Origin of the sequence: Dethiosulfovibrio russensis, from assembly GCF_021568855.1 — a bacterium.
Lineage (GTDB): Bacteria > Synergistota > Synergistia > Synergistales > Dethiosulfovibrionaceae > Dethiosulfovibrio > Dethiosulfovibrio russensis.
In genome coordinates this window covers 35,252-49,495 of the sequence record NZ_JAKGUG010000011.1, presented here as the reverse complement: position 1 = coordinate 49,495, position 14,244 = coordinate 35,252, and the positions used below count along the sequence as shown (strand labels likewise).

13 protein-coding genes are annotated in these 14,244 nt (G+C 54.4%); 8 read left to right on the top strand and 5 right to left on the bottom strand.

Annotated elements, in window-relative coordinates; genetic code table 11:
* Window position 1 precedes the first annotated feature (1 nt).
* From trpB to L2W48_RS11185, 5 genes are all read left to right on the top strand, one after another.
* Complete coding sequence (trpB, locus tag L2W48_RS11205) at window positions 2-1,189, top strand: tryptophan synthase subunit beta (RefSeq protein WP_236099160.1); 1,188 nt, start codon at window positions 2-4, stop codon at window positions 1,187-1,189.
* Entirely contained in the window at window positions 1,186-1,962 is a 777-nt protein-coding gene (gene trpA / locus L2W48_RS11200; RefSeq protein ID WP_236099159.1) for a tryptophan synthase subunit alpha, read from the top strand. Before trpB ends, trpA begins: the two co-directional genes overlap by 4 nt.
* A gap of 353 nt (window positions 1,963-2,315) precedes the next feature.
* The gene (locus tag L2W48_RS11195; RefSeq protein ID WP_236099158.1) at window positions 2,316-2,765 is read left to right on the top strand and encodes a hypothetical protein; all 450 of its coding nucleotides are present in this window, start codon (window positions 2,316-2,318) and stop codon (window positions 2,763-2,765) included.
* 5 nt (window positions 2,766-2,770) lie between these two features.
* Entirely contained in the window at window positions 2,771-3,904 is a 1,134-nt protein-coding gene (locus tag L2W48_RS11190; RefSeq protein WP_236099157.1) for a hypothetical protein, read from the top strand.
* A 410-nt stretch (window positions 3,905-4,314) separates the two neighbouring features.
* The gene (locus L2W48_RS11185; RefSeq protein ID WP_236099156.1) at window positions 4,315-4,791 is read left to right on the top strand and encodes a putative PDDEXK endonuclease; all 477 of its coding nucleotides are present in this window, start codon (window positions 4,315-4,317) and stop codon (window positions 4,789-4,791) included.
* Between the two features lie 26 nt (window positions 4,792-4,817).
* Here L2W48_RS11185 and L2W48_RS11180 read toward each other — a convergent pair whose 3' ends face one another.
* From L2W48_RS11180 to L2W48_RS11170, 3 genes are all read right to left on the bottom strand, one after another.
* A complete protein-coding gene (locus tag L2W48_RS11180; RefSeq protein WP_236116548.1) occupies window positions 4,818-6,914 on the bottom strand; it encodes a diguanylate cyclase domain-containing protein in 2,097 nt (698 codons plus the stop codon).
* A 64-nt stretch (window positions 6,915-6,978) separates the two neighbouring features.
* Entirely contained in the window at window positions 6,979-8,067 is a 1,089-nt protein-coding gene (gene pheA / locus L2W48_RS11175; RefSeq protein WP_236099154.1) for a prephenate dehydratase, read from the bottom strand.
* A 36-nt stretch (window positions 8,068-8,103) separates the two neighbouring features.
* Window positions 8,104-9,345, bottom strand: coding sequence for a cation:proton antiporter (locus L2W48_RS11170; RefSeq protein WP_236099153.1), 1,242 nt, complete (start codon window positions 9,343-9,345; stop codon window positions 8,104-8,106).
* 125 nt (window positions 9,346-9,470) lie between these two features.
* Here L2W48_RS11170 and L2W48_RS11165 point away from each other — a divergent pair, with 125 nt between their 5' ends.
* Entirely contained in the window at window positions 9,471-10,271 is an 801-nt protein-coding gene (locus L2W48_RS11165) for a 4Fe-4S binding protein (RefSeq protein WP_236099152.1), read from the top strand.
* 82 nt (window positions 10,272-10,353) lie between these two features.
* Window positions 10,354-11,400 carry a linear amide C-N hydrolase gene (locus tag L2W48_RS11160; protein WP_236099151.1) on the top strand — a complete coding sequence of 349 codons (1,047 nt, stop codon included), beginning with the start codon at window positions 10,354-10,356 and terminating at the stop codon, window positions 11,398-11,400.
* Window positions 11,401-11,463: 63 nt separating this feature from the next.
* On the opposite strand, the gene L2W48_RS11155 is transcribed toward L2W48_RS11160, so the two are convergent.
* Window positions 11,464-12,015 (bottom strand): helix-turn-helix domain-containing protein, encoded by a 552-nt coding sequence (locus L2W48_RS11155; RefSeq protein ID WP_236099150.1) that lies wholly within the window; start codon window positions 12,013-12,015, stop codon window positions 11,464-11,466.
* Between the two features lie 89 nt (window positions 12,016-12,104).
* Here L2W48_RS11155 and L2W48_RS11150 point away from each other — a divergent pair, with 89 nt between their 5' ends.
* Window positions 12,105-13,079: a PLP-dependent cysteine synthase family protein gene (locus L2W48_RS11150; RefSeq protein WP_236099149.1), complete on the top strand. Its 975-nt coding sequence runs from the start codon at window positions 12,105-12,107 to the stop codon at window positions 13,077-13,079.
* Between the two features lie 38 nt (window positions 13,080-13,117).
* Here L2W48_RS11150 and L2W48_RS11145 read toward each other — a convergent pair whose 3' ends face one another.
* Window positions 13,118-14,035: an AraC family transcriptional regulator gene (locus L2W48_RS11145; protein WP_236099148.1), complete on the bottom strand. Its 918-nt coding sequence runs from the start codon at window positions 14,033-14,035 to the stop codon at window positions 13,118-13,120.
* Window positions 14,036-14,244 lie beyond the last annotated feature (209 nt).

The following is a 14,244-nucleotide window of genomic DNA, read 5'->3' as shown; positions in this document are numbered from 1 at the left end:
CATGAATAAAAAGGGATATTTCGGTCCATACGGTGGTTGCTACGTACCGGAGACGCTTTTCCCGGCCCTGGAGGAACTGGACCGGGTCTATCAGGAGGTGCGGACCGACGGCGATTTTCAGGAGGAGCTTAAGGTACTGCTGAACAAATACAGCGGTCGTCCCACGCCTCTGTACTACGCCGAGAGGCTTTCCGACGCTCTGGGCGCAAAAATCTACCTCAAGAGGGAGGACCTGAACCACACGGGAGCCCACAAGATAAACAACGCCCTGGGCCAGGCACTCATAGCCCGCCGCCTGGGCAAGAGGCGGATAATAGCCGAGACCGGAGCGGGACAGCACGGCGTCGCCAGCGCCACCGCCGCCGCCAGATTCGGCATGGAATGCACCGTCTTCATGGGCGAGCTGGACATAGAGAGACAGAGGATGAACGTGGACCGAATGAGGCTACTCGGCGCCGAGGTCGTCCCGGTATCCTCGGGAAACAAGACCCTGAAGGACGCCACCAACGAGGCCATACGCCACTGGGTCGCCCACGTGGAGGACTGCCACTACATAATAGGCTCGGTCGTAGGCCCCCATCCCTACCCGTCCATGGTCCGAGACTTCCAGAGAATCATAGGAGACGAGACCAAAGAACAGATCATGGCCGACGAGGGACGTCTGCCCGACGTCGTCGTGGCCTGCGTGGGCGGAGGAAGCAACGCCATGGGAATCTTCTACCCCTTCGTGGAGGACGGATCGGTCCGAATGATAGGGGTCGAGGCGGCGGGACACGGGGTCGAGACGGGAGAGCACGCCGTCACGCTGTCGGAGGGCCGAGTCGGCGTCCTCCACGGTAGCAGATCCTATCTGCTCCAGACCGACGACGGACAGGTCATAGAGCCCTACTCCCTATCAGCGGGGCTGGACTACCCCGGAGTGGGACCCCAGCACAGCTTCTTCAAGGACAGCGGCAGGGTGGAGTACGTCTCAGTTACCGACTACCAGGCCGTGGCGGCATACGGCGAGCTCTGTTCCCTGGAGGGGATAATACCGGCCCTGGAAAGCTCCCACGCTCTGGCCCAGGTCTCGGTTATGGCTCCGGAGCTGGACGAAAACACCGTAGTGGTGGTGAACCTGTCCGGCCGGGGCGACAAGGACATGGACTCGGTGAGGCCGTTTCTTCTGAAGGAGGACGATCGGATATGAGAGACCTTAAGGTGATTTTCGACGGGGGAACCGCTTTGATCCCCTTCGTGATGGCGGGAGACCCGGACCTGGAGACCACCGTCAGCCTGGTGGAGGCCATGGTGAAGGCCGGTGCCGACGCGGTTGAGCTGGGCATGCCCTTTTCCGATCCGTTGGCGGACGGTCCGGTGATACAGGAGGCGGGGCAGAGGGCTTTGGCCTGTGGCACCACCCTGGAATCGGTGGTGAAAATCGCCGGAGAGATAGCCGGAAAGGTAGCGGTGCCGATCATCCTGATGGGATATTTCAACCCGATCATGTCCTACGGGGTGGACCGTTTCGCCTCAGACCTGGCAGACGCCGGTGTGGCGGCGGTGATAGTTCCCGACCTGCCATTCGACGAGGGAGACGAACTTCACGACGCCCTGAGGGCCCATGGGGTGACGCCTATACTGATGGTCTCCCCCAACATAGCCGACGACAGGCTGGCCGAGATAGGCCGCAGGGCAGAGGGGTTCGTCTACTGCGTGTCCCTGCTGGGGGTGACGGGTCAGGGAAGCCTTCACGAGGGAATGGCGAGCTACATCGAAAGGGTGAGGCGTAACGTCTCGGTGCCTCTGGCGCTGGGGTTCGGAATAGACGGTCCGGAGAGAGCCGCACAGGTGGCCCCTCTGGTGGACGGCGTTGTGGTAGGAAGCGCCGTGGTGAAGGCGGTCCACGGCTCCGGCGGAGGACCAAAGGGAGTGGCCTGCGGAGCGAAACTGATAGGTGAGATAGCCTCCGCAATTGGGTAGATCTTTGTTCAACAATAGCATAATTAAGGTCGGTATTTTTAACTGATCCTAGCATAAAAAACGACTTTTTGTCGATGGAATTGCTGATATCGATTAAATAAAAACTGTTGTATTTTGTTGAAGCTAAGACGTCTGACTGTCCTTTTCAAATGCTACCAGGAATCCAGGATAAAAGCTTCCTGTGGCATTCCCTGTCTCAAGCGATTACGGAGAGGTATCTCTTTTGACTCGGTATGCCGATCCTTAGATGTTTAGGCAGTATTCTGTTAATTATTATAAAATCCTTTTCGTCCGACAAAAATAGTGGAGGATTCCACGGGCATCTAACAATTTTCAGGAGGGAGATGTTCGTTTTGAGAAAATGGCTTGTTGCGTTATCGGTCCTTTTCGTGTCCTTGTCGGGTTTGGCGGTGACGGCCTACGCCGATTGGCTCTATATGGTTCAGGTCGAAGGAGAGCTGACTCAGAGAAATGGAACGGTCATCGTCGAGGTAAAAGAAAAGGGAGTTACCGATGTCAGGAGAGGTAAGGTTAAAATACCGGGGAAGACGGATTTTAGGCCTATGACCGTTGTCAAGGTGAAAAAGCGGACCGAGAGGGACAAGTACACCGGAAAGGACGTTCTCGTAGGCAACACCGTATATTACGACACCGGCATACCCTACAATTCCAAATCATTGTTTAACTGTTCTGTTATGGCCGAGGGAAAAGACGCGGATGGGAAATGGCTTTCGGGCAAATGCGATTTCTGTAGAGATCCATTGGGCTATCTGGAGGCCTTCGACGCAGAAGAGAGGAGGTAAACGTGATGAGGATACCGGGAAACGAGTCGCTCCTATCCGGGGTTATCGGCAAATCCTTTGGATCCCAGAGGATGGCCCTGAGGGTAAGAGGAAAGGCCGTCGAGAACTGCGGAGCGCTGAGGACCGCCTCATCTGAGCTTTCTCTGGAGCAAAGCCAGGCGATATCCACGGTGAGGGAGAGTTTCGAGCGAATAGATAAAGTCATGCAGGGGATGAAGCTTCTCTCTCTAAAGGGGGAGGAGTCGCTCTCCGAGGATGATAGACTTTTGCTCCAGTCCCGTATGGCCGAGTTCCAGTCGGACCTCCATCGAGAGGTCCATTCTGTGGTCCTTAAGCTTGCGGGAAAGACCTACGAGTCCACACTCCCTACCGATGGAGCGAGGAGCATGATGGGAGAGGGGCCCAAGGGAGCCGACGAGGACGGGTTTTACAGCTATTTCCTGGAACTAAGCCCAGACCAATCCTTAAACCAGGCCAGACTAGGGGTAGACGGTCTGCGGGCCTTCGGCATCAGAAAACTCGACCCTAAGGAAGCTCGGCCTATAAAAAACGGCGCTACGGTGCATTTCATTGCTCTAGTGGCTACCGGCAAGGGAAATGTCTTGGAGAGCCATACCGATCGGCTTATATCCGCGCTGGCCGAGGCGGGAGAGTCGGGTAAAACGCTGTCTGAGGTCGCAGCCGAGCCGATGTTTGAGCAAGACACGATGATGCTTACCGACCCGGAAAGCTCTGCCAAGATAACGGAAAGGATCGACGCCAACCTTAAGAAACTCGGTGAGATGTCTGCCAAATTCGAGGTTTTTGTGGAGGATATGAAGGGGGCAAAAGCCACCGGGAAGAGCAAGCGCCTCGCCTTGGACTGCGACATGCTGGACCTTCAGAACAAGATGAACTCGCCTTTAGGCGACATGGCTTTCTCCTTCGGTGCTGACCTATCCGACCTTCGTCTGATCGACGCAGCTAGCCCTCTTGGGGGGATGTTCGCAGAGGTGGACTCGTTTTTCAAAGACGAAATCTACTCGGATCTCGGAGTAGAGGACACGTATTTCCGGGATCTGTTCTTCAAGATGGATAACTCCTTAACGGCTCAGACCCTGTTCGATCAGGGAAACAGTAAATCAAGGGTCTCGTTGTAGTTTCCTACTCCGGAGGATGACATGGATACCATCTTGTTGAGATGTGCTTGGGTTTGTTTTGTGCAACAGTGATATCATCATAATCGGTTAAGCAGACAGTACCCCGGAAGGGGACAAGAAATTCTGGCTGACCCAGAAGGCCATTGCACAGCTATTTAACGTTGAAGTTCATGCCATCAGTAAACATCTGGGGAATATCTTCGATTCTGGGGAATTGGAGCGGGAAACAACTGTTTCCATGTTGGAAACGGTTCGCCGTGATGGGCTCGAACGGGCTCCGTAGAAACGACCTCTCCGAGGTGTAGCGTTTTTAGAGATGCCCTATAGAGAGAAACGGGACCATTCGAGATCCACCGTTTGATAAGCTGCGTGATATTTGGCTATGGTTAGCATCTACGAAGTAGGAGTTGATGAAAATTCATAGTAAGAATAAAATCAGAGGTAACTATTTTGAATCAAAAATAGCAAAAACTCTTCAGGACCATTTTGGCTTAACTGATCATGAATGTCACAGGGCACAGGCTTCTGGAAATTTTCGAACGGAATATGGCGATATATATTTTAAAGACCAAGAAAGGCATCCACTGATAGTGGAATGCAAATACAGAAAGGAAATTTCATTAGATTGGTTTTTTCCGTATTTTAACTCTAACGTTTTATCCTGGGTAGACCAGGCAAAAGAATCAGAGAAAAAATTCAAAGCGAAATTCCCGTCTTTGAGCTTTCTGTCTATCCTGATAGCCGCTAGGCCAAATCAGCGGGATGGGTATGTTATGATATTGAATAACTCGTTAAATATACCGACCCCAACTAAGAGGTTTATAGTGGATGGATATGAAATAACGACGATGTCAAACCTGTTGAAAACCTTGCCTAAGGAGTTTTGATTGTCTTTTCTGTAGAGGCCCCGGAGTCATAGAACTCCGGGGCCTTTTTCTTTTAGAAACGCCAGAAAACGATCGGCCCATTCGGGGTCGAACTGAGTTCCGGAACAGCGGCGTATCTCCTCGATTGCCTCCTCGTGGGTCATGGATTTTCCGTAATATTTGTGGGTCATGGCCTCGTAGGAATCCACCAGGTTCATTATCCTGCTTTCCAGAGGGATACCCTTTCCCGATACGGCGTCCTTCCTGAAGGGATAGCCGGTTCCGTCCCACCTCTGGTGGTGGTGCAGTATGGCGTCGGCCAGGTCCGAGAGGGTGGGGGCGGCTATCGCGATCCGGTAGCCTATCTCAGGATGGGCTCGAACCTCTTTTCTCTCCTCGTCGGTTAGAGGACCTTTCTTGCCAAGTATTTTCGGATCCACTCCTACCAGGCCGATATCGTGTATTTCGGCAAGACGGATCATCCTCTTACGGAAGATCTCGTCCACCTCGTCTATGGTCGGAACGAAGGCCGCCATTATCGAGCGGCACCTTTTCATGTGTCCGACCTTGCGATCCTCTCTTGAGGAGATCATCCTCAAGAAGAAGGTCAGTATGGTGTCTCTGGCGTCGTTTCTCTGAGATTCCTTAAGTGCGTACATTCTCTCGTCTGCGTCCTTGATTATCTCCTCTATCGATCTTCTCGATGCCTTGCCTGTAGCTATTCCCCAGGCCATCTGTAGGGGGATATCTTCGTCCGAATCAGCCGTCTCCATCCTTGCCTTTAGGGCTGCCCCGATATCCCTTTTTTCCGAGTACTTCGGCACCAGAAGGGCGAACTCGTCGCCTCCCAGCCTGGCAACGATGTCTCCCGGTTGGGATACGTTCTTCAATGCCGTTGCGGCCTTGTTTATGAGTTTGTCCCCCCACTCGTGTCCCAGGGCGTCGTTGACCAGCTTTAGTCCGTTGACGTCGCACATTGCCACTGTTATCGGGTCTTGATCTCCACGCCCCAGTCGGGAGACTTCCTCCTCGAAGTACCGTCTGTTGTGGAGCCCCGTCAGTGCATCCCTTACGCTCATCTCCCTGATCTCTTCGATGGATCTACGAACCCGCTCTTTAAGATTTTCTACGCTCTTCCAGATTTGCTTTATCTCCAGCGGCATACCCGACGGGGGGATGGGGGTCGGAGCGTAGTTCATCTCCGAGGCCGAGGAGAGCTGTTTTTGCAGTTTGTCTATGGATTTGGTGATGCTGTAAGACAGAAGCAGGAAGAAAAATATTCCTACTATTATTGAGAAAATCAGTATTTTGAGGTGCGTTTTAACTATGCGACTTGATCCGGCCTTGATCTCGTCCATGTTTAATACTGCTCCTACGAAAAGATTCCCGTAGGCAAGGGGCGCTATTTTCAGCATTTGTTTTTTACCGTTTTCCGAGATGTTATCGATCAACAGCCCCTCTCCGTTTTTTACCTCATCCGGGGAAAAACAAGGGGTTGCCTCCGAAAAATTCTCGCCTAAGGGTATTCCGTTATGGTCGAAGATTCGGAAATACCCTCCTTTTCCGAAGCTGTGATCTTTTATCAAATTTATAAGGTTGGAGAGTCTTACGGAGCCCAGTATGACTCCTTCGAACGCCCCGTCTATGATTAAGGGTACGGAGAATACGATGAATTGAACCGAATTTTTGTCTTTGGCCTGGATGATCGAGGTTACATAGGGAAGTCCTTTCTGTCCCGCCTTGAAGTATTTTCGGTCCGATACGTTGAACTGTCCCTGGGAGATATCGCCGACCTCGCTGTCCAAGACTGGGTCTCCGTCTCGATCGAAATAGAGCAATTTGGCCAGGTCGGTTCTTTCTTCGGCCATTGCCTTTAGGTCTTCCGCCATGGCGTCGAGGTCGAGGGATTGGACGGAGCGGAGTTTCGATACTGCCTTCATGTCCTCCATTATGTTCAGGTCGAACCAGCGGGTCATATAGTTTGTCTGGAGTTCCAGAGCGTTGTTCAAAGTCGTTAGGGCCAGGTCGGCCTCTCTGTCGCTTTCGTTTCTTACGAATATTAGGATCGGCAAGGCTGTCACCGATATGAGGATGACCAGTATCGCTACGAAGGTGCTTCTTACGCTTTTGGATACGACGAACATAGGATCCCTCCTGAGAGTTATCTTTTTCTCTGAAAATAGATGTTCTCAGTTTATTTTACACCTATTACTTTCCTGGAACCACGATGTCGGAGGGATAGGAGCCCAGCACCCTCATGGATAAACAGGACCTCCTCATGGCTTCCAGGGCGTCGGATATCTCCGGATCGGAGGAACTGCCCATCATGTCCAGAAAGAACAGGTACTCGAAGGGGTTGCCCTGCATTGGGCGGGACTGTATGGCAGTCAGGTTAACCCCTGCCGTACGAAGAGGGTCCAGCGCTCCCAGGAGGGATCCCGACCTGTGGGGTACGGAGAAGAGTATGGAGGTTTTCTCCCCCTCGGATCTGGTCGAACCCTTGGGTCCTACCACCCAGAACCTGGTCCTGTTGTGAGATCTGTCCTGTATGTCCCTGGAAAGTATCTCTATTCGGTTGACCTCCGCCGCCTTGGCGCTGCACACCGCCGCCGTTCCCGGTTCGGACGACGCTATGGCCGCTCCGTGGCTGGTCGTGGCAACCGGTTCCTTTTTCGCCCCCGGTAGTTTTTCCTCCAGCCAGAGTCTGCACTGGGCCAGGGCCTGGGGGTGGGAGACCACCCGTTTTATCTCCGAGAGAGGCGAGGCCGAGGCAAGGACGTGTCTTATAGGAAGGCTAACCTCCTGGATCACTGTCATTTCCGGTCCGGTCTCGGAGAATCCGTCCAAGGTCGCGTAGACCGTTCCCTCCACGGTGTTCTCCACCGGCACGAGCCCGAGAGAGGCCCTGCCGGTCTCGACCGCCCTGAACACCTCTCTGGGACCGGACACGAACAGGGGGTCTATAGAGGACCCCAGGGCTCTCTCCATGGCCTGCTGAGAGTAGGATCCCTCGGGGCCCATGCAGGCCACGGTAGGTCTACCCTGGACCGATCGACACAGGGATATTATCTCTTTATGTATGGTGGACAGGGATTCTCGATCCAGGCCGGGGTTCATCTCGCTGAAACGGCGTATGATCCGCTCCTCCCTGGCCGGGTCGTAGATAGGGCCGTCTCCCTTGGCTCTGCCTATCTCTTGGGCAGTCTCCACCCGTCTCGCCAGCAGCTCCGCTATGCCTTTGTCCAGTTCGTCTATGGTCGTCCTGAGTTCGTACAGCCTGTCCTTCAACTCTATCACCTGTTCTTTCCGGAGTTTTTTCCGTGTCTCAGCGAGCTATTCGTCGATCTCGCCGGAGCTTTTCAGGGCCCATCGGGCCGTCATCGGGCCTATGAATTCGTGTATTACCGTGCAGCCTATGATGACGTTTATCAGAGTGTCCGCGAAGGGGGCCATCTCGGGGATCCTCTTGAGGGTCAACGCCAGGCCTATCACTATGCCGCCCAGGGGGATTAGCCCTCCTATCACGTATCGACAGGTTCTACCGTCCACCCCTGTGAGGTCGCCCCCTCCGTAGATTCCCGCCGCCTTGCCCAGCACCCTTAGGAGCACGACCGCCGGGATGAAGGCCAGGGAAGACAGAAGCGACGGCATGTCGAGGGTCATTCCGCTCACGCAGAAGAAGATGAGGAACACCGGCTCCTCCAGGGTGGACTGTACGAAGTCGAAGATCTCGTCGGAGCGATCGTTGGCGTTAACCACCCAGATTCCCATGACCATGGTGGCCAGAAGCTCGTCGGCTTTCAGCGCCTCCGCGACGCCGAAGCAGGCCATAAGCCCTCCTACGAGCACTATGGTGAGCTCTCCGCCTCCCTCGCCGTCCAGGGCCTTGGAGCTCATTCGATCGACCATTATTCCGAAGACGCATCCCACGGCAGCGGAGAGGACGATCGTCCAGACCGGAGAGAGCACCACCGAGAAGAGGGAAAGTTCTCCGCCTCCCATTATCGTCCTGGCCAAAGCAAGAGCCAGACCGAAGTTTATTATGCCGAAGCCGTCGTCGAAGGCGGATACGCCCAATATGGTCGAGGTCACAGGTCCCTTCGCTCCGTACTGGTGGGCTACCGCTATCGTCGCAGCCGGGTCGGTAGGGGAGACCAGGCCGCCCATCAGAATGGAGAAGGCCAGCACCGCCGGAGTTCCGGAGATGCCGAAATAGGATCCGAAGAGCACGCAGAAGGGAATCATCCCGAGTATCACAGCCAGAAAGGCCCCTTCGGCCTCCAGAATCGTCATTGCCACGATGCTTTTGCCGAGGGAGCGTATTTTATCTATAGCCAGAGATCCCCCGATCTCGAAGGTTATGACGCACAGTAGCACGTTCACCATCGTATTAGTTCCCGCTATGGCACTTTGGGGAACCAGGCCGAAGACGGTGGGGTTCAGTATCAATCCCGCGGCGAGATAGCCAGTTATCTTGGGGAGCCCTGCCTTCACCGCCAGGTGTCCCAGAAAATAGCCGAAGAAGATCACCAGTCCCATGCCGAGCAAGGGATCCTGCATAAAGGGAAAGTTCATATAGCCGTCCTCCGTTTTAGTGGTTTTGCCGACCATTCTACATCATGGAAGGACGATGGTGACGATAGGACCTTCAGGGTGTAGGATATTAGAGAATCTTTATCAACAAGAGAGGGGTCTTTGTCTTGAAATTCGATACAGCGTCTGTCGTAAGCTATTCTCCCACCGGGACGACCACGAGGGTTCTGAAGGGGATCGTGGAGGGAATGGGGTCGAAGCTTTCCTTTTTGGACGCTACATTGCCGGAGGCGAGAGAGACGGCCATTCTTCCCGAGGGAGACGTCCTGCTGGTGGGGATGCCGGTATATTCCGGCAGGATCGCCAGAGAGGGGCGGGCTTTGCTGGAGAAACTCCGGGGAGACGGACGGCCCGCCGTAGCCGTGGTGGTTTACGGCAACAGACACTACGACGACGCACTGTTGGAGCTCGGGGATATCCTGAAGGAGAAGGGGTTCAAGGTGATAGCCGGAGCGGCTTTCATCGGAGAGCATTCCTTCGCCGACGAAAAGTATCCTACGGCCATAGGCAGGCCGGACGACTACGATATGCCCGTGATACGGTCTTTCGGGGCCAAGGTGCCCAAGATGCTTGGCGCCGCCGACTCCGTATCCGAGCTGCCAGAGGCGGATCTGCCGGGGAATAGGCCCTACAAGGTTCCCTCTACCATGCCGGATGGATCTCCCGTAACCGACGTGGAGACGTGCGTCCATTGCGGAAAATGCGCCGCGGTCTGCCCCGTAGGGGCGGTGGATCCGAAGGACCCCAACGCAACCGACGGTGTGGCCTGTACCTTCTGCTGCGCCTGCGTGAAGGCCTGTCCTACCGGTGCCAGGGTGCTGAAGCTGGAGCCTGTGGCCTCTTTGGGAAAGAAGATGTGGGACAACTTTTCCTCCCGTCGGGAGCCCGAGTTTTTTATGCCGAGATAGGTCTTTCTGGATCTCTCTCTTCTGCGCCGGAAAAACTTATGCTGTATAATTTACTTAATATTACAAGAAGGGGGAGGTCTATTTGCGTATAGAATCGTTGGGACTTTCGTTTTTCGCCGTCCTTTTGCTGTTGACCGTGCCGGCTTTCGGCTGTACCAGGGTGACCTACGTCGGTCCGGAGGATACGATCATAACCGGCCGTACCATGGATTGGGGGAGCGATATAGGGAGCAACCTTTGGATTTTCCCTCGCGGTATGGAGAGAGACGGCGCTGCCGGGCCGGACTCGGTCGAGTGGAGCTCCCTCTACGGCAGCGTGGTGGCCTCCGCTTTCGACGCCGCTACTGTTGATGGAATAAACGAAAAAGGCTTGGTGGTTAATTTGCTCTATCTGGTGGAGTCGCAATATCCCAAGCCGAAAAAAGGCGATCCCAGAGCCCCCATCTCGATAGCGGCCTGGGCTCAGTACGTTCTGGATAGGTTCGCCACGGTGAAAGAGGCGGTGGAGGCTCTGAGCTCCGAGCCATTTTACGTGGTATCCACCATGACCCCGGATGGACACGCCGGAAACGGCCATCTTGCCATATCGGATCCTTCCGGCGACTCGGCCATCTTCGAGTACCTGGAGGGGAAGCTCGTGATCCACCACGGCGGAGAATATCAAGTTATGACCAACTCGCCTTCATTTGACAAACAGTTGGCACTCTGCGCCTACTGGCAGGAGATAGGCGGATTGACCATGCTCCCCGGGACCAACCGCGCTTCCGATCGATTCGTCAGGGCCGCCTTCTACATCGATGCCATACCCAAAACGTCGGACATAAGGACCGCTTTGGCGGGGGTGCTCGGGGTTATCAGAAACGCGTCGGTACCTTTGGGAATATCCACCCCCGACAAGCCCAACATCTCCTCGACTTTGTGGCGTACTCTGGCGGATCATAAAAACAGAAGGTACTACTTCGACGGGGTGCTCAGCCCGAGCCTGTTCTGGGTTGACCTGGATAAGTTGGACTTGGCGGAGGGGGCTCCGGTCCTTCATCTGCCCCTGAAGGACGTCGCACTGGGAGGCGAGGCCTCCGGTAATTTTGAAACTTCGACGCCCTTCGAGTTTTTAGAAGCGCAGCCATGAGAAATATGCGGGGATCTCGATCTTATGTCGGGATCCCCGTTTTTTATGGCCTAGGCGTGGTTTTCAACCGGGGTAGAGGTTGACGACGGTCGCTTCGACCGTTTTCTCGCCGTTGTTTTCGTATCTATGGGGCAGGGAGGCGTCGAAGGACAGAGAATCCTCGGGATAAAGTTCGTAGTTTCGATCTTCTATGCAGATCGTCAGGTGTCCCTCGTTAGCCATCACGTATTCCTGAGATTTACCGGGATGTCCGACCGAATCATGTTTTTGTCCGGCGTCCAGCTCCAGGTGAAACAGCTCGAAATTGCGTGTAGGAGAGCTGGGATAGTAGCAGTAGATTCTGTAGTGTCCTCCGTCGTCCTCCTGGGGTGTTATGTCCCTCTTCGATATCGCTTGAATCTCCGGTTCCCGTCGTTCCAGAAGGGCCGTGTAGGACACGTGCAGACCGTTGGCTATTTTCCAGATCGTGTTTATGGTTGGATTGCCCTCCTTTTTCTCTATCTGAGAAAGCATCACCTTGCTGATTCCGGATTTCTTCGAAAGCTCTCCAAGGCTTAGATTGCGTTCTTCCCTAAGTCTTTTGAGGTTCTTGGCGATTAAAGAAATTGCCTCCATCTTTCCGCCCCCTTCTTGACAAAGTATATCTAACGGACGTAAGGTATATATTACGATATTCCGGGATATTTTACCTCGAGGACAAGGAGATGACAAGCGAAGTGAAGAAGCTCATAGAGAACATCTACGAGGCTATCGGAGAAACCCCGTTGTTGCGTCTGAAAAGGATCGTAAAGCATTACGATGTGGAGGGAGACATCTATGCCAAGCTGGAGTATCTGAATCCGGGTTACAGCAAGAAAGACCGCCCCGCGTTGCAGATGATCGAGGAGGCCGAGAGGTCGGGAGAATTGAAACCCGGTCAAACCGTCGTCGAGTTGACCAGCGGGAACACCGGTACCGGTCTCGCCCTGGTCTGCGGTGCTAAGGGACATCCCTTCGTGGCGGTGATGTCCGAGGGCAATTCTCCCGAGCGGGCAAGGATGATGCGGGCTCTAGGCGCGGAGGTCGTCCTGGTTCCACAGAGCGAAGGTGCCGTTGAGGGACAGGTGTCTGGGAGGGACCTGGAGCTGGTGGAACGTAGAACCGGGGCTCTGGTAATGGAACGTGAGGCGTTTCGTGCTGATCAATTTCGTCTGGACAGCTCCTATCGAGCTCATCTGGAGAATACCGCCGTGGAGATGTGGGAGCAGAGCGATGGCCGGATCGACTGTTTCGTGGATTTAGTAGGCAGCGGCGGGACATTCGAGGGGTGCGCCGAAAAGCTAAAGAGTTACCGGTCGGATATACGCTGCTACGTGGCCGAGCCTGCGGCGGCCGCAGTGTATGCCGGGTGCCCTTTGTCCAACGGTGGGCGCCATAGGATACAGGGCTGCGGCTACGCCATGGATCTGCCGAAGATAAAGCGAAAGCATATCGACGGATGCGTTCAGGTGACCGACGAGGACGCCTGTCGGACGACTCGGGATTTGGCTAGGCTGGAAGGGTGTTTCGTCGGCATCTCGTCCGGGGCTAACGTATGGGCTGCGATACAGTTGTTGAGGGGAAAGGAGAGAGGCGGGACGATAGCCTTGACCCTGAACGATAGCGGATTGAAGTATTTAAGCTCCGATCTCTTCCCCTGACGTTCCTCTTTTTCCGCTTACTTCGAGTTCTCTGTCGTCTAAATCCTGATCATGTTTTTTACGTCCTGTGCCGGAGGGGCTCCGAAAAGCCGTTTGTACTCCCGGCTGAACTGTGAGGGGCTTTCGTATCCCACCTGAAACGCCGCCGTCGCTGCGTCCAGACGTTCGGTAAGCATCAACCGTCTCGCCTCGTTCAGCCTGAGCCTTTTTTGAAACTGCAACGGGCTCATGGCTGTGACCGAGCGAAAATGGTGATGAAAGGTGGATTGGCTCATGCCCGATCGAGAGGCCAGTTCGTCCATCTTGATCTGATCCGCGAAGTTTCTCCTGAGCCACTCTATCGTGTTGGCTATGCTGTGGCTGTGGCTTCCCGCCGTGACTATCCGTCTTAATTTGGGGCCCTGTTCGCCGGTAAGAAGCCGGTAGAATATCTCCCGTTTGACCATCGGGCCCAGCACCGGTAGATCCTCCGGTGATTTAAGCAAGTTCACCAATCGAAGAAAAGCCTCCAGCATGTTCGGAGTCGCCTCGCTGATCTCCATTCCCCTGTCCTGTCTCCTCGAGTTGGCGTGTTTCGAGTCGACCTCCATTATCAGTTGAGCGATAGTTTTTTTATCCAGCTCCAGGGTGAGTCCCAGGTATGGCTTTTCCTCGCTGGCCTCCAGAATCTGGGCTACGACAGGAAGATCCACAGAGGTTATCAAAAAATGTCTGTCGTCGTATATATAGCTTTCCTCTCCCAGAAAGATCCGCTTTCTTCCCTGGGCTATCAGGCATATGCTGGAGTCCATCGTATAGCTCAACGGTTCGGTAGGGGAGTTCCCCCTTATGAGAACCAGTCCGGCGATCTCCGTTTCCAGTCGAGGCCGTGTCCTGGTTCGCCTGTCGATCTCCATGGCTAAAGCCCTCTGTATAGTATCTATCCGATCATCGCAAGATCTCGCCGTATCGCTCATCCTTATTTTGTCCTCCCGTTTTCCCGAGTTCTTTCCGTCAAGATAGAACGCTCCGACCGAGAAATCAAGCTTTTCTCCGCCTTATCGCAGGATCAGGCAAGGAACGGACAGTATCTGTATATCGCCTATCTTTACACCGGGTGTATAAATCCTTTTTAGAGATGAGACGGATATCACGACGGATCGACGTTTTGGGCATGGCATATCGT

Bases quoted from the DNA above. Each gene is read 5' to 3' on its own strand.
- trpB (WP_236099160.1), top strand. From the start codon at position 2: ATGAATAAAAAGGGATATTTCGGTCCATACGGTGGTTGCTACGTACCG.
- trpA (WP_236099159.1), top strand. From the start codon at position 1,186: ATGAGAGACCTTAAGGTGATTTTCGACGGGGGAACCGCTTTGATCCCC.
- L2W48_RS11190 (WP_236099157.1), top strand. From the start codon at position 2,771: ATGAGGATACCGGGAAACGAGTCGCTCCTATCCGGGGTTATCGGCAAA.
- L2W48_RS11185 (WP_236099156.1), top strand. From the start codon at position 4,315: ATGAAAATTCATAGTAAGAATAAAATCAGAGGTAACTATTTTGAATCA.
- L2W48_RS11180 (WP_236116548.1), bottom strand. From the start codon at position 6,914: ATGTTCGTCGTATCCAAAAGCGTAAGAAGCACCTTCGTAGCGATACTG.
- L2W48_RS11170 (WP_236099153.1), bottom strand. From the start codon at position 9,345: ATGAACTTTCCCTTTATGCAGGATCCCTTGCTCGGCATGGGACTGGTG.
- L2W48_RS11155 (WP_236099150.1), bottom strand. From the start codon at position 12,015: ATGGAGGCAATTTCTTTAATCGCCAAGAACCTCAAAAGACTTAGGGAA.
- L2W48_RS11150 (WP_236099149.1), top strand. From the start codon at position 12,105: ATGACAAGCGAAGTGAAGAAGCTCATAGAGAACATCTACGAGGCTATC.
- L2W48_RS11145 (WP_236099148.1), bottom strand. From the start codon at position 14,035: ATGAGCGATACGGCGAGATCTTGCGATGATCGGATAGATACTATACAG.